Here is a 21,325-nt window from a genome sequence, read left to right on the forward strand (position 1 = left end):
CGCGACGGCACAGCGCAGCCGGCTGCCTCAGATCACCGGAGTCGCTTGCACATCCGCCTCGGCGCCGACGACGGATCGGCCGCGCCCGTCGTGCGGCCGGTCACTGACGTCGCGGGCGGCGCCGCTGGCGCCGCTCCACCAGGTGCGGCGACCCGGCCCGTCGGGTGCCGGGCGACGCCGAGGTGGCACGCGCTGGTCGGCGCGGCCACCTCCGCGCGCTCGGTGCGATCTGTCATGCCTGTTCTGAGCCCTTGAGCTGAGGGGCGCTCGTGTCAGCGTGCCTGGCCGAGCCGCCCGCCGCCCCGGGGTGTCCGCACCAGCGCTTGAGGCCGGCAAGCACCTCGGAGGCGCCCGAGCCCGCCAGGTAACCGTCCGGGCGGACCAGCAACGGCGCCTTGAACTCGGGATGGCCCTCGACCTGGCCCTGCCAGAGGCACAGCCGGTCGGCCCACGGCTCGGCGCGAGAACCGATGGAACCGTCGTCGACGAGGACGAATCGCCCGTCGTGCATCAGATCGAAGAGGCGCACGTCGCCGTTCGTTCCGCGCAGGTTGAGGTTGGGCACGCGCCGTCCCTCGTCCCGGTTGCGCAGGCGCCGGTGCGTGGGCGGGTACCTCAGCGTCACGCCGGACAGCGCCCCGGCCGCGATCCCACGGCCGCGGGCGGTGGACAGGATCAGCGGAACCACTGTCTTGCGCATCTTCTGCGGCATCCGGTGACCGGCCATCATCAGCCGGGTGACGACGTCGGTCACGGTGATCACGGCCCGGGACCTGCGGCGCCGCTCGGCCGCGTAGCTGTCCAGCAGCGATGCGTCGCTGTCGCCGGCATGCACCGCGGCGAGCTTCCACCCGAGGTTGAAGGCGTCCTGGACGCCGAGGTTGAGACCCTGGCCGCCGAGCGGTGAGTGCACGTGGGCGGCGTCGCCGGCCAGCAGCACCCGGCCTTCGCGGTAACTGGTCGCCTGCTTCTCCTGAATGATGAAGCGCGAGGTCCAGATGGGCTCGTGCGGGCCCAGGTCGCTGCCGAAGATGTTGATCAGCGCCTTGCTGATCTCGGTCATGGTCACCGGGTCATCGCTCCAGGGAACGGTGCGGTCGATGATGCCCAGGCGGTAGTAGCCGTTTCCGAACGCCGTGCAGACGACCAGGCCGAGCTTGGCGACCTCGATCAGCAGGTCGTCCTTGGGCGGGTTCTTCAGCAACACGTCGGCGACCAGGATCGTGTACGGATAGGGGCGCCCGTTGAACTTCGCGCCGATCGCCTCGCGCACATTGCTCTTGGACCCGTCGCACCCGACCACCCACGAGGCGCGGACGCTGCCGGGGTCCTTGCCGCCGAAGTGGACGGTCACTCCGTTGCTGTCCTGATCGAGCGACTTCACCCCGGCTTCGCGCCGCACGTGCACGCCCAGCTCGAGGGCGTGCTCTTCGAGGATCCGCTCGGTCTCACTCTGCGGCAGGATCAGCAGGTGACCGAAGTCGGTGTCGAGCTCGGCCAGGTTCAGCAGCGACTGCTTGCGCTGCTCGAAGCGGAGCCGGACCTTGGGCACCGGATGGCCCAGTTTCATGAAGGTCTCGGCGAGGCCGCGCTGAGCCAGCAGATCGAGGGTGCGGCCGTGCATCCCGAGCGCTCGGGACTCTTCTGAGCGGTGCGAACGCCGTTCCAGCACCAGCACCTTCAGATTCTTGAGGGCCAGTTCACCAGCGAGAGCGAGCCCCGTCGGCCCCGCGCCCGCGATGACCACGTCATATTCCGCGACCTTCATGTGCCACTCCCCTTGAATAATTCATCGAATGGAGAATTCTATCCATGTTGACTTCTCGTCCGCAAGAGTGCATTTTGGACGCTACCGTCCAGAAGAGGAGTCCGCATGACGAACATCCGCACGCCACGGGGCCGTAGCAGCGAGCCCAGCCACCAGGAAGCCGGGCATCCCAACCGCAAGAAGATCCTGATTGTCATGTGCCTGTGCCTGGGCACGGTGCTCTCTGCTGTCGCCTCGCTGAACGTGGCGTTGCCCGTGCTGGCACGCGACACCGACGCCACCCAGACCGAGATGCAGTGGATCATCGACTCCTACGCCCTGGTGTTCGCGGCGCTGCTGTTGCCTGCCGGCGCTCTGGGTGACCGGTTCGGCCGTCGCAAGATGCTGATCCTCGGCCTGGTGATCTTCGGCGCCGCCGCGACCGCCGCCATGATGATCAGCGAGCCCAACCACCTGATCTTCGCCCGGGCGGCCCTGGGCATCGGCGCGGCGCTGGTCATGCCCGCGACGCTGTCCATCATCACCACCACCCACCCGCCGGCCGAACGCGCCGGGGCAGTGGGCGTCTGGGCCGGGGTCGCCGGCGCCAGCGCGATCCTGGGACTCCTGGCGGCAGGCACCCTGCTCGAGTTCTTCTCATGGCAGTCGGCGTTCGGGCTCAACGTCGTGCTGGCCGTGCTCGCGCTTGCCGCCACCCTGATGCTCGTTCCCGAGTCAGCCGAACCCGAGGCGGCGACGCTTGACCCGATCGGCGCGGCGCTGTCCATCGTGGGGCTCGTCGCACTCGTCTACGCCATCATCGAAGGTCCTGCCCGCGGTTGGACCGACGGCCTGACGGTGGGCTGCTTCATCGGCGGCGCCATCGCCCTCGCGGCGTTCATCGCCTGGGAGCTGCACCACAGCAACCCGATGCTCGACCCGCGGGTGTTCCGGCTGAGCCGGTTCAGCGCCGGCTCGCTGTCGATCACCATGCAGTTCTTCACCTTCTTCGGATTCATCTTCCTGTTCCTGCAGTACTTGCAGCTGGTGCGCGGCTACCGTCCGATCCTCGCGGCCTGCGCCCTGGTTCCCACCGCTGTGTGCCTGGTCATCACCGCCAAGCGGGCGCCGCACCTGGTCGAGAAGTTCGGCGCCCGCCGCTTGGCCCCGATCGGCATGCTGATCATGGCTCTGGGGTTCGCGGTGCTGGCCTTCATGGACACAGACTCGAGCTACTGGTACACCCTCATCGGCCTGATCGCCCTCGGCATCGGCATGGGAATCACGACCACGCCGGCCACCGAGGCGATTGTCAGCAGCCTGCCGGATGAGAAGCAGGGAGTCGGCTCGGCCATGAACGACCTCGCCCGTGAGGTCGGCGGCACGCTGGGCATCGCCGTGCTGGGAAGCATTCTCACCGCCAGCTACCAGTCCGCGGTGGCCGAGGGCACTCGCGGCCTGCCTGGCTCGGTGGCCCACGCGGCCCAGGAATCGCTCGGCGTCGCGCTGAACGTGTTCTCCTCGAACCCGCAGATGGCCAAGCTGATCCCGATGGCGCAGCAGTCCTTCATGGACGGCTTCTCCAGTGCGCTGTGGGCGGCCTCTGCTGTGCTTGCGGTGACCGCGATCGTGCTGGCCGTGCTGATGCGTGGCTCGAACGACACCACCCGCACCAGCGCGCACGCGGTTCGCGACTAGCCGCTGACCCGGCCGCTTCCAGCCAAGGACGGGGAACTGCCATGACAACGTTGGAAGCGGCCGGGCCCGCGGGCCGGCCCACCCCCCGGCGAGCTGTGAGCCGGCGCACCTCGAACAAAGAGGCCGCGGTCTTGAGCTCGGCACGCGAGCTTTTCTGCCAACGAGGCTTCGCGGCGACCTCGATCGAGGCGATCGCCGCGGTCGCGCAGGTGTCCAAACAGACGGTGTACACCTACTTCACCACCAAGGACCGGTTGCTCGAGCACGTCCTGAAGGAGTTCGTCGACACCGGCACCAAGGCCTGGCGCGCCCAGTACCGCGACGAGCTGCCGATCACCGGCGTGGAACAACTGCGCGCAGAGCTGCGGGTCCTGCTCACCGCCGTGGTGCGCACCCTGATGAATCCGGACTACCTCGCCATCGTGCGGGTCATCATCGCCGAGGCCGCGCGCCGGCCGGAGCTCGGCACGCTGTTTCGGCAATCCATCGCCGACGCGATGCTGGCCGCCGTCCGGGGCGTGCTAAGCCGGGTGGTTCCCGAGCTGCGTGCCGGCGTCAAGCCCGAACTCGGCGCGCGGCTGGTCATCGGCTCGGTGCTGCCCTACGTGCTGCTGGACGGGCTGCTGCGCCCTGATCGCCCCCAGCCGCCCGCGCCCCACCAGATCGACGAGGTCGCCGACGTGCTGGCCGTGATGCTGTGCCGGCCCTGAGGGCCGCCAGGATCACGCTGTCACCGGCCTCTGGCCCGACGCGCTCAGGCCGCCTGGTCCTGTGCTGGGATCGCCGCGGCAGCCGTCGCAGCCCTCAGTAACCGGCCTGCCTGGCCGAATGGAGGCGGAGTGTCGCCGTCATAACGGCTGGATCTGGCCTGGGAGCTGGTTCAGTTGTTACTCATGATGCTGATAGCACAGATGTTACCTATGTGACATGCTGTCGAGCGGCATGTCGCCGACAGCCATTGATCGAGTCAGCAGTGAGGAGAGCCGGGTGCGGTCACGCAGCGCACGGCAGGCCGGTGCAGTCGCCGTCGCCGTGGCCGGGATGCTGCTGAGCTTGCTCAGCGCCCCGGCGTCAGCGGCGCCGAAGCCGGTGAACCCCTCCGACGCCCAGCTCGCCGCCGCGCAGGCGCGCAAGCAGCAGGCCGCGCGACTGCTCGGCACGGTGTCGGCGCAGCTTGTCCTGCTGCAAGGCCAACTCGATCGAGCGGCGGCTGACACCGACGCCGCCATCGCCGTTTACGACGCGACCAACATCGCGCTGCAGGGCGCGGTCGCCGACCTCGATGCCGCTGACCGGGCGGTCACCGCCGCCCGGGGCACGGTCGCGCGGGCACGCACCCAGATCTCGAATTACGTGTTCAGCCAGTACGTCTACGGACGCCGGCCTTCGCTCACCGCGATGCTGTCCAGTGACGATCCCAACGCCGCTCTGCAAGCCATGGCCTACCAGCGTTATCTCAGCAGCGCCCAGCAGCAACAGCTGGCGACCGCCCAGACCAACACGGTCGCGCTGTCCAACGCCGAGACCGGCCGCAAGGCAGCGCTGGCCCGAGCAGAGCGCCTGCAGAAGCAAGCCGACATCCAGAAGACCCGGGCGCTGGCCAAGCTCTCCGCCTTCCGGCAGCAGCGGGCCGAGTTCGCCCGTCGCCGCACCGAGCTGGCCCAGCAGACCACCGCCGCCGCGGCCAAGCTCGCCGGACTGACCAACCAGCGCCAGGCCTACGAACGCTGGCAGGCCGAAGAACGCGCCCGCCAAGCCGCCGAACGCGCCCGCCAAGAAGCCGAACGCGCCCGCCAAGCCGCCGAACGCGCCCGCCAGGCCGCCGAATGGGCGCGCCAGGAGGAGCAGCGACGTCAGCAGCAACAACAGCAACGTGAACGCGAGCGGCAAGCCGCCGCCAACCAACCGGCTCCCCAGCCGCCGCCGTACAACCCACCGCCTTATAACCCGCCTGCCTCGGCCCCCCCGCCGGCTGCGCCCCCGGCGCCCGATGACGGCCAGCCCTGGACGCTGCCGCTGCCCGCCGGCAGCTACTACATGTCCACGTGCTTCTGCATGCGCTGGGGCCAGTTCCATCCAGGCGCGGACCTCGCCGCCCCGTTCGGCACCCCGATGTACGCGATCGGCGCGGGGACCGTGGTCGCGGCCGGGCCCGCGCAGGGTTTCGGCAACTGGGTGGTCATCGACCACGGCAATGGCTACACCTCCGTCTACGGCCACATGAGGGTCCTCGCGGTCTCGCCCGGCCAATCGGTCGGAGTCGGCCAGACCATCGCCTACGTCGCCAGCGAAGGCCACTCCACCGGCGCCCACCTGCACTTGGAGGTCCGCATCGGAGGGGCGTCGGGCCCGCCGGTCGACCCCCAGGTGTTTCTTGCCCGACGGGGCGTCAACCTCTGAGCGAGGGCCATTCGGCCTGAGGCTTCGTCCGCCCGTCAAAGGCAGCGACGGCTTTCTGTCCGAGGCGCCGTGATAGGCCCGTGATCACGCGCCGCTTCTGCGGTCCTGCCCATCATCGCGCGAATGGCTTTCACAGTGGTTGCAGAACTTGCTTTCGCTGTTCTCGTGCAAAACTCTCTGACGGCCATTCCTAAATGTCGCGGGTTTGGTTCTAAGGTCGGCTATACCTGCCGTCGCTGCGCGCGGACCGGTGGACGAGGTTGGGCTGGTCACCGAAAGTGGTGTTAATGCAAGTAAGGCGAGGCGGCGCGCAACCGCGCAGTCTGCAGCCGGTCGGCCCCGCTTAGCGGCCCCTGGAAGCCCTCTCACCGGCGTTCTGGCAAGCAATGTGATGCATAACACACTAACTGCGCCAGAGGATCTGGAGTGGTGCTGCGCGAAGCCGGGCAGACCACCCAGAACGCCGTCTCCCGGCGGCTTGAGGGGAGATCTCGCTGCCCGGGTCCGGCGTTGTCCCCGTCCGCAAAAAGCCCGAAAACACGGGCAGTGTGATGCGTCCAACACTGCAGACAGGCCTGTGGAGCGCAGGTCGCCAGGTGACTACTTCGGCCATTCAATTGTTTCGCGTTGAACCAAATCCAGCTGTAATTCGATGAGGTGGGGACATGGTCGATGCGTCGGTTTTCACACGGAAAGTTAACGGGGGAGCTGCCACGAGCACCTACCCCCACTCGCCAGTGGTGGCAGTGATAACGAACAGATGCCATAGTGGCCCAAGTCTCATTTCTCCCCTGACTGAGGCACGCGCCCTGTCATCCACAAAGTTTCTGAAGGAGTTTTTGATGCGCCGTTCTTTGCCCTTGCTGTGCGCCGCGACCATGGCCTTGTCGGCCTTTGCGGTGAGCGTTCCCGGTCATGCCGCTGTGCCGGCAAACTCCCCGAGCGCCGCTTCGACCAATGCCGCGGCCAAGTCGGTCGCCAATGAGCTGGTGGTCGGCTACGTCAGCGGCGCGGCGGCCACCGACCGGGCTCGGGCTCGTGACAAGGTCGCGGCCCGGTTGGCTCAGCGTGTGGTCACTGCCTCAGGTGCCCGCGCCGAGGTCGAGTTGGTCCGGTTGCCGGCCGGCGCCGACCAGGCGCGTGCGATGCGTGAGCTGAAGGCCGACCCGTCGGTCGCCTACGCCGAGCCGAACTGGGTCTACACCCACGCCGCGACCGCCACCGACCCGTACTACACCAACGGCAGCCTGTGGGGCATGTACGGCCCGAACACGACTCCGGCCAACGCCTACGGCAGCAACGCCGCCGCGGCCTGGGCCGCGGGCCAGACCGGCTCCTCCAGCGTCTACGTCGGCATCATCGACGAGGGCATCCAGTACACCCACCCGGACCTGGCCGGCCAGGTGGGCAACCCCCTGGAGACCGCCAACGGCGTCGATGACGACGGCAACGGCTATGTCGACGACGTCTACGGCTGGGACTTCGCCGGCAACGACAGCAGCGTCTACGACGGTGGCACCCGAGGCAGCAGCGATGATCACGGCACCCACGTCTCCGGCACCATCGGCGCCAAGGCGAACAACGGCGCGGGCGTGGTCGGGGTCAACTGGAACGTCCGGCTGATCAGCGGCAAGTTCCTCGGACGCAACGGTGGCACGTTGGCCAACGCAGTGCTGGCGGTCGACTACTTCACCGGTCTGAAGGCCCGTGGCGTGAACATCGTCGCGACCAACAACTCCTGGGGCGGCGGCGGTTTCTCCCAGGCGCTGATGGACGCCATCGAGCGGGCCAACCGCGCCAACATCCTGTTCATCGCCGCGGCCGGTAACGGCGGCAGCGACCAGGTCGGTGACAACAACGACGTGACCGCTCACTACCCGAGCACCTACACCAACTCCAACGTCATCGCCGTCGCTGCCATCACCAGCACCGGCACCCGGGCGAGCTGGTCCAACTACGGCGCGACCAGCGTCGACATCGGCGCGCCCGGTGCCGCGATCTGGTCCTCTACCGCGTACAACATCTACGAGTCCTACAGCGGCACCTCGATGGCCACCCCGCACGTGACCGGAGCAGCCGCGCTCTACGCCTCGACCCACCCCGGGGCGACGGCCGCCGCGATCAAGAACGCCCTGCTCAGCAGCGCCGTTCCGACCGCCTCGATGTCCGGCATCACCACCACCGGTGGTCGGCTGGACGCCTTCGCGGCGATGTCCAAGTAAGTCAGTCCCCCTCGCTGAATCAGCTACGTCCCCGCTGAGTCAGCACAGCAAGTAGGCGGCGGTGTTCGGGCCAAGCCCGGACACCGCCGTTTGCTTGTCTGCCGAACCCGCGCCGACCCGCCACACCGGTGCGGAGCTCGATGAGTTTCGGCCCCACTCCTGCCGGAAGTGGCCTGCTGCCGGGAGTGGCCTCTTGCCGGAGTGGCCTTTTGTCGGAAGTGGCCTCCTGCCACCTGCCTCCGTCGCTCAGCGGCCCCGAGCCGAACACCCGGTCAGCGGCGGGCGGCGGCCAGCGCCTGGCAGAACGCCGTGGCGGCCTCGAGTTCGGCGGCCAGGGGCGTCAGCACACTGCGCCGGGCCACCTCCCGCACTCCCGAGTCCAATGACCGGCGAGCCCGGGCGCGCCGCCGGGCCGCGCCGACAGCCACGAACGGGCGCACCAGCAGCGACGTGAGCAATCCCAGCGCCAGCCCGCCGATCAGCAGCAGGGTCGGCGCCGGAGCGCGCCCGACGTGCAGGCTGGGACCAGGCAGCTGCAGGTAGGCGAAGACGGCCAGCGTCGCCAGCCAGACGAGCCCGGCGACCGCTGCCAGCAGGAACAGCCACTGCAGTCCGCGCACTCCGCCCCACCACAACGGCCGGTCCGCGTGTGACAGCCGGGCCGTGCGCACCGCCTGGTCCAGCTCACCGGGCAACTCGTTCTGCCTGACCTCGATCACCGCGGTGGCCGAGGCCTGCCAGTCGGGCGCCAGTCCCTGCGTGCGGTCGTTGACCAGTTCGCGCAAGGCGTTGGACACCAGGGCGCGCTGGGCTCCGGTGGCGGCCGGGCGCGAGGTGACCCCGCTGGAGTCGGCGTCCAGGTGCAGCCGGCGTAGCGGATCAGGCCGCAGCCGGCTCAACCAGCGGGTCAGCGGCCAGCCGACACTGGCGGTGGCCCGCATCCGGTAGGAGCGCCCGGCGGCGTCAGCGACCGGGCCGGCGCCGGCGGCGACCGCCAGCGCGCGCACCAGGGTCTCCTCGCTGCGTGCGGCTTCTCGTCCGGCGTCGCGCGACTTTCCGGCGCAGAGCGGCTCAAGGGCGGTCACCGCGGCGTCGGCGTCGGCGTGCAGCCGCGCCAGGGCGACCTGGCTGCTCGTGACCCGCTCGGCCAGTGAGGCGCGCAGCTGGGGCAGGCCGTCGCCGCGGGTAGCCGAGGCCGCGAGCACCGGGACCCCGGCCAGGCCATCATCGGCGAGCAGTTGAGCCAGGTGCCGCCGGCAACTGTCCAGGGCGTCGTCATCGAGCCGGTCAGCCTTGTTCAGCACCACCATCATCACCTCGCGGTGGGCCCCGAGCGGGCGCAGGTAGCGCTGGTGCACCGCGGCGTCGGCGTACTTCTGGGGGTCCAGGACCCACACCAGCAGGTCGACCACCTCGGTCATCCGCTCGGCCTCCAGCCGATGAGCCGCCGCAGTCGAGTCGAAGTCGGGCAGGTCGACCAGCACCAGCCCCGCCAGCGTCGGCTGGCCTGGTCCGGCGGCGTCGCCGGTCACAAGGTGCCGGTCGCGGACCTCCAGCCAGTCGAGCAGGCCTGCGACGTCGTCCCCACCGGACCCAGTGCCGGCTGACCCGGCGCCGGCTGACCCAGTGCCGGCTGACCCAGCGCCGGCGGCGGGCCAGATCGCCGCGCGGGACCGGCTAGTGGTCGGGCGCCGAACACCGGTCGGGGCCAGCACCTCACCCGCCAGCGCGTTGAACAGGCTCGACTTGCCGCTGCCGGTGCCGCCGGCCAACGCCACCACGGTGCGCTCCGGAGCGAGCCTGCGCCGGGCCGCGGCCCGGCTCAGCAAGATCCGGGCCGGCGCCAGCAGGCTCGGGTCGCAGCGGCGTTCGCCGAGTTCCACGGCTTGACCCAGCGCCTCCAGGCGAGCACCGAGTTCAGGGGACCGCCGGCTCACCGGGCGGCTCGGGCGGCTTCGACCGAGTGCACCGCGGCGCGGAACCGGGCAGTCGCCCCGTCCGGCGGCGCCGCCGCTGCCACCAGGTCGTGGAATCGCTGGGCGTCGGCGGCAAGCAGGCTGTCGACGTGGCGCAGCAACGCCTCTCGGGCCCGAACGGCCAGCGATCGCACCGCCTGGTCACCGAAGATCGCCTCCAGCACCTTCTGGCTCAGCGCCGCGGTGCCGCCGGCGATGGCGATCTCGCCTCCGGTCAGGCCGCCGGTCTGGGCGAAAAGGGCGACGATCATCACCGAGCCGGCGCCGTTCACCCCGTAGGAGGCCAGCTTGGCCAGCTGCCGCCGGTCACCGCCCTCAGCCCGCACCAGCTCCAGCACCTCGCCCTGCCAGATCCGCACGCTCTCCTCCGCATGGGTGGCGATGTCAGCGGAGGCTCGGTCCAGCTTGACGGGGCTGCCGGTCAACAACGCCTTCCCGTCGCTGCGGGTCGACCAGGCCGCGGCCGCGGTGGCAGCGGCCCGCTCGGCGGCGTCACGTAGCAGGCCCTGCAAGTTCATCTCCAACGCCGCCTCCACCGGCGCCGCGCCCGACGGGCGGCCGGTGACCGCCGCGACCACCCGGTCGCGCACCCAGCCGATCCGGGACTCCAGCGTGCGCATCAACTCTCCGGTGCCGACGAACTCCTGCCAGCGGGCCAGCACCTCGCCACGCAGCAGCGTGCCGTCGCTCACCTCTCGCCCGACGGTGGCCCGTGCCTGGTCATAGGCCTCGTCCACTGCTTGAGCCAGCTCTCGCGCCGCCTGCTCCTGGGCGTCCACCGCCGAGGCCAGCCCCGCTCCGCGCAGTTGCAGGCTGTTGATCGCGCCGGTCATGGTGGCCCGGATGACCTCTGCCCGAGCCGAGGCGTCGGCGGCCAGCGCGCCGATCCAGTCGCGGACCGGGGCGACCGCCGAGTCCGGCAGCCGGCCGTTCTGCAGGCTCGCCTCCGGCACCACCAGCAACGGCGCGTCGGCCAGGCCCTCGCGGTCGAGCAGTTGCCGCAGGTGCGCGTCCACCTCGCCGAGCGCCTCCGGCGGCATCCGGTCCAGCACGACTGCCAGCGCGGTGGCCCGCTCCCGCGCCACCCGTAACAGGTCCCAGGGCACGGCGTCGGCGTAGCGGGCCGCCGTGGTCACGAACAGCCAGAGGTCGGCCGCGGCAAGCAGCTGCACCGCCAGCTCGCGGTTGCTCTCGACGAGGGAGTCGATGTCGGGGGCGTCCAGCAGGGCCAGACCCGGCGTCAGCGACGGCACGGCGACCAGGCGCAAGGACCGGCCGGGTTGGTCGCCGGCCACCTCGGGACCGGTGGTGCGGGCCAGCCCCGGCAGGATCCGGTCGCCGGTGAACCAGCCGGTGTCATCGGGGTGGAAGACCAGCACCGGAGACCTGGTGGTCGGCCGAAGCACGCCGGCCTGGCTGACCTCATGACCGACCAGGGCGTTGACCAGCGTCGACTTGCCTGCCCCGGTGGAGCCGCCGATGACCACCAGCAGCGGGGCGTCCTGCTGCTCAAGCCGGGGGATCAGGTAGTCCTCCAGCTGAGCCACCAGCTGGTCACGCAGCGCCCGCGCCTCAGCGGCGCCGGGCGTCTGCAGGTTCAGCGGAAGCTCGGCGGTCGCTCGGCGCAACTCGCGCAGGGCTGCCAGCAGCGGCGATGGCGCGCCCTTGTCCAGTCGCGTCATGTGCTCAGCGGCGGCAGGCGCCTGGGTCGGGTCACACACCAACCCTGCCATGCCACCGCGACGCCGTCACGTGCCAGGCGCCGACCACTCACCAGGTGGGGATCGAGGCGAAACCCTCGAGGTAGCGATGGCAGCGACCGCTCAGCAGCACCCGGTCACCGGCGATCCGGCAGCGCAGCGTGCCGCCCCGCGCGGAGAGCTGGCCGGCCGTCAGCGTGGTCTTGCCCAGCCACTGGGCCCACAGCGGGACGAGCTGGGTGTGCGCCGAGCCGGTGACCGGATCCTCGGCCACGCCTGCCAGCACACCGAAGTACCGGGAGACGAAGTCGAAGTCGGTGCCCTCGCCGGCGCTGGTGACCACCACTCCGCGCACCTGCAGCCTGCTCAGGAGGTGGTGGTCGGGCGCGAGCCGGCGCACCGTCTCGGCGCTGTCCAGCACGCAGATCAGGTCCGATCCCTGCAGGGACTGCCAGACCGGAGCGCCCAGCGCCTGCTCGAGGATCGGGTCGACGTCCACCGGCAGCGACTGCTCAGCGGGAAAGTCCAGGGTGAGCTCACCGTCGGCTTCCTGAGTGACGTGCAGCCAGCCGCTGCGGGTCCAGAACTGCAGCCGCTCGGCGGTGGGGTGGACGTCGGCGAACAGGTAGGACGCCGCCGCCAGGGTGGCGTGCCCGCACAGGTCGACCTCGATCGCCGGGGTGAACCAGCGCAGTGCGTACGCCGGCTGGCCGGCATCGGGCGCGGTGGCCTGCGCCGGCAGCTCGGGCACCAGGAAGGCTGTCTCGGACAGGTTGTTCTCGGTGGCCACCTGCTGCAGCAGGCGGTCCGCCGGCCACTGGCCCAGCGGCATCACCGCGGCCGGGTTGCCCGCGAACAGCGCATCGGCGAAGGCGTCGATCTGGATCAGGGGCACCCGCATGGTAGGAAGCCTAACGACAGGCGTTGCGGCTCAGCTGCCGTGCCTTTGAAGGGAGACCGATGCCTGAGCGCCGCTTTGACATCGTCCTGTTCGGCGCCACCGGCTTCACCGGGCGGCTGACCGCGGACTACCTGGCCCGGCATGCCCCGGCGGGTTGCCGGTGGGCGCTGGCCGGTCGCAACCAGGCCAAGCTCGAAGCCGTCCGGGCCGAGCTGAGCGCCATCGACGGCGCGCTGGCTCAGCTGCCGTTGCTGAGCGCCGACACCGGTGACCCGGCCTCGCTGGCAGCGGTGGCGGCCAGCAGCCGGGTGGTGATCAGCACGGTGGGGCCCTACCTGCGGCACGGGGAACCGCTGGTGGCGGCCTGCGCCGAGGCCGGCACGGACTACCTCGACCTGACCGGCGAGCCTGAGTTCGTCGACCTGATGTACGCCCGCCATCACCAGCAGGCGACGCGCTCGGGCGCCCGGCTGATCCACTGCTGCGGCTTCGACTCGATCCCGCACGACCTGGGCGTCTTCTTCACCGTCGGCCTGCTGCCCGATGACGTCGCGATCACCGTCGACGGGGTGGTGCGGGCCGGGGGCCGGCCGTCGGCCGGAACCGTCCACTCGGCGGTCACGGCCTTCTCGCGGGTGCGCGGCTCGGCCGAGGCTGCGCGGGCCCGCCGGCAAGTGGAGCCGCGACCGCAGGACCGGCGCGCGCGGGCGGCGCGAACCGCGCCACGTCGGGTGGACGGGATGTGGCTGCTGCCGTTGCCGACCATCGACCCCCAGGTGGTGGCCCGCTCAGGTAGGGCGCTGGCGCGCTATGGCCCGGACTTCACCTACCACCACTACGCCGGCGTCCGGAAGCTGCCGGTGGCGGTGGGCAGCGTGGCCGGCATGGCGACGCTGATGGGCCTGGCCCAGCTGCCGCCGGCCCGCCGGTTGCTGTTGAGCCACTTCTCCTCCGGCACCGGGCCGTCGGAGCGGCAACGGTCCGCGAGCTGGTTCAAGGTGCGATTCACTGCCACCGGCGGCGGTCATCGGGTGGTGACGCAGGTGTCCGGCGGTGACCCGGGCTATGACGAGACCGCCAAGATGCTGGCCGAGTCGGCGCTGTGCGTGGCCTTCGACGATCTGCCCGTCACCGCGGGGCAGGTCACCACCGCGGTCGCGATGGGTCAACCGCTGATCCAGCGGTTGACCAGGGCCGGCCTGCGGTTCGCGGTGCTGGAGCAGTCGGTTCGCTAGCGGATCGTCATCATCCCCGCCGGCATGGCGCTCAGCAGCTCACGCGCCCGCTCGGCGAACCGGTGCTCGACCAGCACCTCGTACTTCGTGGCGACCACCTGGCTGACGGAGGAGAAGTCCCGGGTGCCGCCCCGGGTGATCGCGGCGAAGCCGATCTGGCTCCAGATCAGGCCGAAGATCGCCCCGAAGATGGGGGTGCTGATCAGGAAGCCGAGCTGGTTGCCGTCGCCGAAGATCGAGAACGCCAGTCCGACGAAGAGCCCCATCCAGAGCCCGGACATGGCGCCGGCGGCGGCGACCTTGGTGCGGGTGATCCGGCCGGTGACCCGCTCGACCGTCTTGAGCTCGGTGCCCACGATCGCCATGTTCTGGACTTCGAACTCGTTGTCGGACAGGTAGTCAACGACCTTCTGGGCCTGCTCGTAGCTGTCGTAGACACCCAGTGACATCGGGTACTCCAGGTCAAGCCCGGGGCGCGGGATGCTCGCAGAGACATTCGATGACATAGCCATGTCTCAACTGTGCCACTGATCCGGTCCCGACGCCCGCACTCCACAGCCCGCACCCAGGACCGGCTGCTCGCTAGATCCAGCCGGGCAGCCACATCCTGAGCTGCCAGTCGTGGTTGGTCAGCAGGCCGCCGGTGAAGATCGGCCACATCCAGACGAAGTCGGCGACCACCGCGCCCAACCACAGCGCCACCGCGCCGGTGCGGACCAGCCGCGCCGTCGGAATGCCGTGCAGGGCTATCCACTCACGCAGGCCGACAGTGCGCGGCTCGCCCGCGCCCTCGATCTCATCACCGCTGTCGCTCACGGCCTGGTGAATGCCGTGAGCACTGTCCTGATAACCGCCTCCGGCCTGATAACCGCCTCCGGCCGGCTGCCGGACCGGCTCCCCGGCGTGGGCCGTCGCCACCTCGTCCTCGGCCGCCCGGGCCAGCATCGCGCCTACCGCGAAGGTCAGCCCGAGCACCAGGAACGGCATCAGCGGCGTCATGTAGAACAGGAAACCGGTCCGCCGGGTGTTCTGCAGCCAGACTCCCCAGCCGGCCAGAAAGGCCAACCAGACCGCGCCGGCGCGCCAGTCCCGGGTGGTGGCCCAGTGCCACAGGCACCAGATCAGCGCCGGGACGAAGGCCCAGTACATCAGCGGGGTGCCGATCAGCAGGATCTCCCGGGTGCAGCTGGGCGCCCCGCAGCCGGTCACGTTGGACGGAGCGTAGAACGAGGTGGGCCGTCCCAGCACCAGCCAGGACCACGGGTTGGCCTTGTAGGCGTGCGGGTCGAAGAGGTGGCTGTGAAAGACATAGGCCTGGTGGTGGTAGTTCAGCAGGCTGCGCAGGCTCGAGGGCAGCAGGCTGAACAGCCCGGTGCCGGGATGGGTGTCTCCCCAGTGCCGGTTCCAGGAGTTCTCGCCGACGAACCAGCCGGTCCAGCTCAGCAGGTAGGCGAGCACCGGCACGGCCAGCAGCGAGCCCAGGGCGGCCGGGACCGACCGCTTGAACGTCGCGAACCAGGGCTGCTCGACGCCGGCGCTCTTGAACGCCCCGCGGTCCCACAGCACCGACAGCAGCGCGAACGCCAGCCAGTAGGACAGCGCGCTCCACTTCACCGCCACCGCCAGCCCGAACAGCAGGCCGCCGGCCAACCGCCAGGGCCGCGGGCCCAGCCGGGGCGCGCCGTGGCTGAGATCCACCCCGGCCGCGTAGAGCGATCCCAACCTCGCCCGCATCTGGTCACGGTCGATCACCAGGGCCGCGAACCCGGCGAGGATGAAGGTCTGCAGGAAGATGTCGAGCAGCGCCACCCGCGACATCACCAGCGAGATGCCGTCCAGGGCCAGCAGGCTGCCGGCCAGCACCCCGAGGATCACCGAGCGGAACATCCGCTGGGCCAGCCTGGCCAGGATCAGGACGCTGACGGTGCCCGCGATCGCCGGCGCGGCCCGCCAGCCCACCGCGTCGTCGCCGAACATCCAGGACGTCACCGCGATCAGCCACTTGCCCAGCGGCGGGTGCACGATGAACATGTAGCCGCGGTTGTCCTCATAGCCAAAGCGCAGCATCTCCTGCGCCTCGACGGCGTAGTAGACCTCGTCGAAGCTCTTGCCCTCGGGAAAGCCCAGCGACCAGAACCGGGTGCCGGCCGCCACCGCGGTGACCAGCAGCGTCCACAGCCAGCTGCGGGCGGCGGACTCCGGCCGCCAGCCAGTCAACGCCGGCGGCGCCTGCCGAGCGGGCTGGCCTGGCGCCGGGCTGGTGCTGACGGCTTGCAGCGTCGCGGCGGTCACCCGGTGATCGTAGGGTCTGCGGTTATGGAACACCGACGATGACCGCTGAGGGAGCATCGCAGCGAGGAACGAGCCAGGAGCGGACCGAAGTGACAACTCCCGCTCGCCAGCCAGCAGAGCAGCAGCCGGCCGGCCCGCCCCGCCCGGCCGGCCGGCTGGTGCTGGCCGGCGCGCCGCTGGGGCGAGCCACCGACGCCTCGACCGGGCTGGCCCAGGCACTGGCCACCGCGCCGGTGATCGCGGCTGAGGACACCAGGCGGTTGCACCGGCTGGCGGCTGACCTCGGGGTCGACGTCCCCGGCAGGGTGCTGTCCTTCTTCGAGGGCAACGAGCAGGCCCGGGTGCCGCAGCTGATCAGCGCCCTGCAGGACGGCCAGGACGTCCTGGTGGTGACCGACGCCGGCATGCCGTCGGTGTCTGATCCCGGCTACCGGCTGGTGGCGGCCGCGATCGAGGCCGGCCTGGTGGTGACCGCGCTGCCCGGGCCCTCGGCCGTCACCACCGCGATCGCGGTCTCCGGGCTGCCGGTCGACCGGTTCTGCTTCGAGGGCTTCCTGCCGCGCAAGCCCGGCAGCCGCCGGCGGTTGCTGGCCGAACTGGCCGGCGAGCGCCGGACCATGGTGTTCTTCGAGTCCCCGCACCGGATCGCCGAGTCACTCGCCGACCTGGCCCAGGCGCTGGGCCCTGATCGCCCCGCGGCGCTGTGCCGGGAGCTGACCAAGACCTACGAGCAGGTGGTCCGGGGCTCCCTGGCCGAACTCCGCGACTGGGCGGCCGGAGAGGTCCGGGGCGAGATCACGCTGGTGGTCGCCGGTCAGCCGGCCGGGTCGGCGCAGGTCGAGGCCGCCGAACTCGCCGAGCTGGTCAGCGTCCGGGAGCAGGCCGGCCAGGGCCGCAAGGAGGCGATCGCCGAGGTGGCCGCGACGGCGGGGGTGGCCAAGCGGCTGGTGTTCGACGCGGTGGTCGCGGCCAAGCGGGGCGGTTGAGTGGGGCGGCTGAGCTGCGGGGGTCCATTCGACGCTGCCGTCCGGTGGTCGGCGCGGTCTCGCCGGATTCGTCGTTGAGGCTGCTCACTAGGCTTACCGCATGAGTTCCCCTGTCAACATCCTGACCGCGGTGGCCTGGCCCTACGCCAACGGCCCCCGGCACATCGGCCACGTCGCCGGGTTCGGCGTGCCGTCCGACGTCTTCAGCCGTTACCACCGGATGGCCGGCAACAACGTCCTGATGGTGTCGGGAACCGACGAGCACGGCACGCCGATCCAGGTCCAGGCCGAACGTGAAGGCGTCTCGCCGCGTGAGCTGGCCGACCGCAACAGCCTGGTCATCGCCAAGGACCTGCAGCAGCTGGGCCTTTCCTATGACCTGTTCACCCGCACCACCACGGCTAACCACTACGCGGTGACGCAGGCGCTCTTCCTCGGGCTGCTCGACAACGGCTATATCTTCACCCGCACCGAGCTCGCGGCGATCAGCCCGTCCACCGGCCGGACGCTGCCCGACCGCTACATCGAGGGGACCTGCCCGATCTGCTCGTACCCGAGCGCGCGCGGGGACCAGTGCGACAACTGCGGCAACCAGCTGGACCCGGCCGACCTGATCGACCCCCGCTCCAAGATCAACGGCGAGACGCCGAAATTCGTCGACACCGAGCAGTTCTTCCTCGACCTGCCGGCCTTCGCCGACGTCATCTCCCAATGGCTGCGCGGCCAGTCGCACTGGCGGCCCAACGTGCAGAAGTTCGCGCTGAATCTCCTTTCCGACCTCAAGCCGCGGGCCATCACCCGCGACCTCGACTGGGGCATCCCGGTGCCGCTGGACGGTTGGCGCGATCGCGGCGACAAGCGGATCTACGTCTGGTTCGACGCGGTCATCGGCTACCTCTCGGCCTCCATCGAGTGGGCCGCGCGCTCCGGGGACCCCGAGGCCTGGCGAGCCTGGTGGCAGGAGGAGGACGCGCGGGCCTACTACTTCATGGGCAAGGACAACATCGTCTTCCACGCCGAGATCTGGCCGGCGATGCTGTTCGGTTACTCCGGGATCAGCGACCGCGCGCCCAGCGGCGCCAAGCCTGGCGAGCTCGGAGCGCTGAACCGTCCCTTCGACGTGGTGTCCTCGGAATTCCTGACCATGGAGGGCAAGAAGTTCTCCTCCTCGCGCAATGTCGTCATCTACGTCGGCGACATGCTCTCCCGCTATGACGCCGACGCGCTGCGCTACTACCTGACCAGCGCCGGCCCGGAGAACCAGGACACCGACTTCACCTGGGCGGAGTTCGTCCGGCGTAACAACGACGAGCTGGTGGCCGGTTGGGGCAACCTGGTCAACCGGACGATCTCGATGACCGCCAAGAACCTCGGCTCGATCCCGGCGGCCGGCGAGCTGACCGACGCCGACCGGGCGATGCTCGCCTCGTCCTCGGCCGCCTTCGCCTCAGTCGGGGCGCTGATCGAGAAGAACCGGCAGAAGGCGGCGCTCGGCGAGGTGATGAAGCTGGTCGGCGAGGCGAACAAGTACCTGTCCGACACCGCTCCGTGGAAGCTGAAGAACGACGATCCGGACCGGATGGCTTCGGTGCTGCACACCACGCTGCAGGTGGTCGACGACGTCAAGACGCTGATCACGCCGTTCCTGCCGTCCTCGTCGCAGAAGGTGCACCAGGCCCTGGGCGGCACCGGCGCCTGGGCGGCGATGCCCGAGCTGGTGGAGGTTCACGAGCCCACCGCGGCCGGCTCGCCGTCCTACTCGGTGCTGACCGGGGACTACCAGACCCAGGCGCGCTGGGCCTCGCAGCCGATCGAGGTGGGCCGGCCGCTGGCCGCCCCGACCCCGATCATCACCAAGCTCGACCCCTCGGTGGTGGAGGAGGAGCTGGCCCGGCTCACCGAGTCATGACCGCCCGAGCCGGCGCCGTTTCAAGCAGCGAGGCAAAGGACCAGCCGCCACCGCCGCCACCGCCGCTGGCCGGCACGGTCTTCGACTCGCACTGCCACCTCGATGCGATGTCGGCGCGGTCTGGACGGTCGGCCCGCGGCGAGCCGGCGGGGGCGCAGTTCACCGCGGCGGTGCTGGCCGAGGCCGCCGCGGTCGGCGTCACCCGGGTGGTGAACGTCGGCTGCGAGGTCGGTGAGTGGGCTTCGGCGCTGGAGTCCACCGAGCACCCCGAGGTCTACGCCGCCCTGGCCGTCCACCCGACCGAGGTCAGCGGCCTGACCGAGGCGCACTACCGCGAGCTGGCCGAGCTGCTGGGCCATCCCAAGGTGGTGGCCGTCGGCGAGACCGGCCTGGACTACTACTGGGACCGCACCGAGCCCGCCGAGCAACAGCGGCATTTCCGCCGGCACATCGAGCTGTCCAAGCAGGTCGGCAAGCCGTTGGTGATCCACGACCGGCAGGCGCACGCCGACGTCCTGCGGATCCTGCGCGAGGAGGGCGCCCCGCCGGCCGGAGTGATCTTTCACGCCTTCTCCGGTGACGCCGAGATGGCCCGGGAGTGTGTGGCCGCCGGCTACCTGCTGTCCTTCTCCGGCGTCCTCACCTTCACCAACGCGCCGGCCCTGCGGGAAGCCGCCGCGGTGACCCCCCTGGAGCAACTGCTGGTGGAGACCGACGCCCCGTTTCTGACCCCGCATCCCTACCGCGGCAGGCCCAATGCGTCATACCTTATTCCGCACCTTGTGCGCCGATTATCCGAAGAGAAAAACGTCCCTGAATCAGTGGTGTGCGCCACTATTTCTGCCACTGGAGCACGTCTTTTCGGATGGTAAGTCCATTTCCGAGACTAAGTTCCATGATCAAGTTTGGCCGAAGCTCCGTCCGGCCGTTACGGTGCTGTGACCGAGCAGAACGCGACAGGCCAGAAGTCGGCCACACACGATCAAGGGGTTTTCTTGCGTCGCAGCGTGAAGTACGGCCTGTACGGGTTGGCAATGACGGGAGTTCTGGGCGGCACCGCCGCCTGGGCTGTCGTCCCGGCCAGCAAGACCGTCGACCTCAAGATCGACGGTCGTCACCAGCAGGTTTCCACTACAGCGAACAATGTCCACGACGTCCTGGCCGCGGCCGGCGTCTCGGTCGACAGCCACGATCTGGTGGCGCCCGACCTTAAGTCCTCCATCGATGACGGCGCGGCCATCGTCGTGCGCCGGGGCCACCTGTTGCACCTGACGGTGGACGGCAAGGCGCGCGACGTCTGGGTGAACGCCACCTCCATCGACGAGGCCCTGCGCCAGCTGGGCTACAACTCAGAGGCCCTGGTATCGGTGTCGCGCTCGATGCGCCTGGACACCCTCGGCCGGGGCGCGGCCACCAACCTGTCGATCGCCTCGCCCAAGCGGTTCGTCATCAAGGTCGACCGCAAGACCGTGACGGTCACCAGCGCGGCCAAGACCGTCAACGACGCGCTCCGCAGCGCGATGGTGTTCCTGGGCCCGGCCGACCGGCTGTCCGCCCCGCGGGCCAGCGTGGTCGCTGACAACCAGGTGATCAAGGTGCAGCGGGTCCGTTACGGCGTCAGCGTCGTCTCGGCGCCCGTGGGCTTCGAGCGTCGCACCCAGCCTGACGCCACCAGCTACGTCGGTGAGAAGAGGCTTGTGACCACCGGCAGGCAGGGCGTCAAGCGGCTCAGCTACCGCCTGACCTACCTCGACGGCAAGCTGGCCAGCCGGGTGCTGGTGAGCGCCAAGGTCGTCAAGGCCCCGGTCGACCAGATCACCCGGGTCGGCACCCGGCAGAAGCCGCCGCCTCCTCCGCCGCCACCCGCCCCGCCGGTGGTCACCCAGCCGGCTCCGGTCGCTCCGGCTCCCGCTCCTGCGCCGCCGTCCAGCGGCGGGCTGAACTGGGACGCCGTCGCGGCGTGCGAGTCCGGCGGCAACTGGTCGATCAACACCGGCAACGGCTACTACGGGGGCCTGCAGTTCACCCTGGGCACCTGGCAGGCATACGGCGGCACTGGCTTGCCGAGCAACGCCAGCCGCGAGACCCAGATCGCGATCGCCACCAAGCTCCGCGACGCCAGTGGCGGCTACGGCGCCTGGCCGCACTGCTCCGCCGCGCTCGGGCTACCCAGATAGTCACTAGCCTTCACCGCATGTCAGGGACTGCGGTGCGCCTGCTCGGCGCCGCCGAGGTCCGGCGGCTCGCCGACGAGCTCGA

The 21,325-nt window shown here is 70.2% G+C and carries 15 protein-coding genes; 9 read left to right on the top strand and 6 right to left on the bottom strand.

What is annotated here, in order from left to right; translation table 11 throughout:
* Positions 1–232 precede the first annotated feature (232 nt).
* Positions 233–1,768 (bottom strand): FAD-dependent monooxygenase, encoded by a 1,536-nt coding sequence (locus tag VGB75_01580; GenBank protein ID HEY0165708.1) that lies wholly within the window; start codon positions 1,766–1,768, stop codon positions 233–235.
* A 105-nt stretch (positions 1,769–1,873) separates the two neighbouring features.
* Here VGB75_01580 and VGB75_01585 point away from each other — a divergent pair, with 105 nt between their 5' ends.
* The 4 genes from VGB75_01585 to VGB75_01600 all read left to right on the top strand — a co-directional run bounded on the left by VGB75_01585 (position 1,874) and on the right by VGB75_01600 (position 8,067).
* Positions 1,874–3,445, top strand: a complete 1,572-nt coding sequence (locus tag VGB75_01585) for an MFS transporter (protein ID HEY0165709.1) — start codon at positions 1,874–1,876, stop codon at positions 3,443–3,445.
* 41 nt (positions 3,446–3,486) lie between these two features.
* On the top strand, positions 3,487–4,155 hold the full coding sequence (locus VGB75_01590) for a TetR/AcrR family transcriptional regulator (GenBank protein ID HEY0165710.1): 669 nt from the start codon (positions 3,487–3,489) through the stop codon (positions 4,153–4,155).
* A gap of 277 nt (positions 4,156–4,432) precedes the next feature.
* Complete coding sequence (locus tag VGB75_01595) at positions 4,433–5,845, top strand: M23 family metallopeptidase (GenBank protein HEY0165711.1); 1,413 nt, start codon at positions 4,433–4,435, stop codon at positions 5,843–5,845.
* A gap of 842 nt (positions 5,846–6,687) precedes the next feature.
* A complete protein-coding gene (locus VGB75_01600) occupies positions 6,688–8,067 on the top strand; it encodes a S8 family peptidase (GenBank protein ID HEY0165712.1) in 1,380 nt (459 codons plus the stop codon).
* Between the two features lie 272 nt (positions 8,068–8,339).
* Here VGB75_01600 and VGB75_01605 read toward each other — a convergent pair whose 3' ends face one another.
* The 3 genes from VGB75_01605 to VGB75_01615 are packed head-to-tail and all read right to left on the bottom strand — an operon-like array spanning position 8,340 to position 12,644.
* Complete coding sequence (locus tag VGB75_01605; protein ID HEY0165713.1) at positions 8,340–10,004, bottom strand: GTPase; 1,665 nt, start codon at positions 10,002–10,004, stop codon at positions 8,340–8,342.
* A complete protein-coding gene (locus tag VGB75_01610; protein ID HEY0165714.1) occupies positions 10,001–11,776 on the bottom strand; it encodes a GTPase in 1,776 nt (591 codons plus the stop codon). Before VGB75_01610 ends, VGB75_01605 begins: the two co-directional genes overlap by 4 nt.
* Positions 11,777–11,813: 37 nt before the next feature.
* Complete coding sequence (locus tag VGB75_01615) at positions 11,814–12,644, bottom strand: PhzF family phenazine biosynthesis protein (protein ID HEY0165715.1); 831 nt, start codon at positions 12,642–12,644, stop codon at positions 11,814–11,816.
* A gap of 59 nt (positions 12,645–12,703) precedes the next feature.
* On the opposite strand from VGB75_01615, the gene VGB75_01620 reads away from it, so the two are divergent.
* Entirely contained in the window at positions 12,704–13,879 is a 1,176-nt protein-coding gene (locus VGB75_01620) for a saccharopine dehydrogenase NADP-binding domain-containing protein (GenBank protein HEY0165716.1), read from the top strand.
* Here the strand turns inward: VGB75_01620 and VGB75_01625 are convergent.
* Positions 13,876–14,391 (bottom strand): general stress protein, encoded by a 516-nt coding sequence (locus VGB75_01625; GenBank protein ID HEY0165717.1) that lies wholly within the window; start codon positions 14,389–14,391, stop codon positions 13,876–13,878. The genes VGB75_01620 and VGB75_01625 overlap by 4 nt on opposite strands.
* A 70-nt stretch (positions 14,392–14,461) precedes the next feature.
* Positions 14,462–16,171, bottom strand: a complete 1,710-nt coding sequence (locus tag VGB75_01630; GenBank protein HEY0165718.1) for a phospholipid carrier-dependent glycosyltransferase — start codon at positions 16,169–16,171, stop codon at positions 14,462–14,464.
* 89 nt (positions 16,172–16,260) lie between these two features.
* Here VGB75_01630 and rsmI point away from each other — a divergent pair, with 89 nt between their 5' ends.
* The 4 genes from rsmI to VGB75_01650 all read left to right on the top strand — a co-directional run bounded on the left by rsmI (position 16,261) and on the right by VGB75_01650 (position 21,243).
* Complete coding sequence (gene rsmI, locus VGB75_01635) at positions 16,261–17,157, top strand: 16S rRNA (cytidine(1402)-2'-O)-methyltransferase (protein HEY0165719.1); 897 nt, start codon at positions 16,261–16,263, stop codon at positions 17,155–17,157.
* Positions 17,158–17,257: 100 nt separating this feature from the next.
* Positions 17,258–19,066: a methionine--tRNA ligase gene (gene metG / locus VGB75_01640; protein ID HEY0165720.1), complete on the top strand. Its 1,809-nt coding sequence runs from the start codon at positions 17,258–17,260 to the stop codon at positions 19,064–19,066.
* A complete protein-coding gene (locus tag VGB75_01645; GenBank protein HEY0165721.1) occupies positions 19,063–19,938 on the top strand; it encodes a TatD family hydrolase in 876 nt (291 codons plus the stop codon). The genes metG and VGB75_01645 overlap by 4 nt, the downstream gene beginning before the upstream one ends.
* A 162-nt stretch (positions 19,939–20,100) precedes the next feature.
* The gene (locus tag VGB75_01650) at positions 20,101–21,243 is read left to right on the top strand and encodes a transglycosylase family protein (protein ID HEY0165722.1); all 1,143 of its coding nucleotides are present in this window, start codon (positions 20,101–20,103) and stop codon (positions 21,241–21,243) included.
* The last annotated feature ends 82 nt before the right edge of the window (positions 21,244–21,325 follow it).

It is taken from the genome of Jatrophihabitans sp. (assembly GCA_036399055.1).
Lineage (GTDB): Bacteria > Actinomycetota > Actinomycetes > Mycobacteriales > Jatrophihabitantaceae > Jatrophihabitans_A.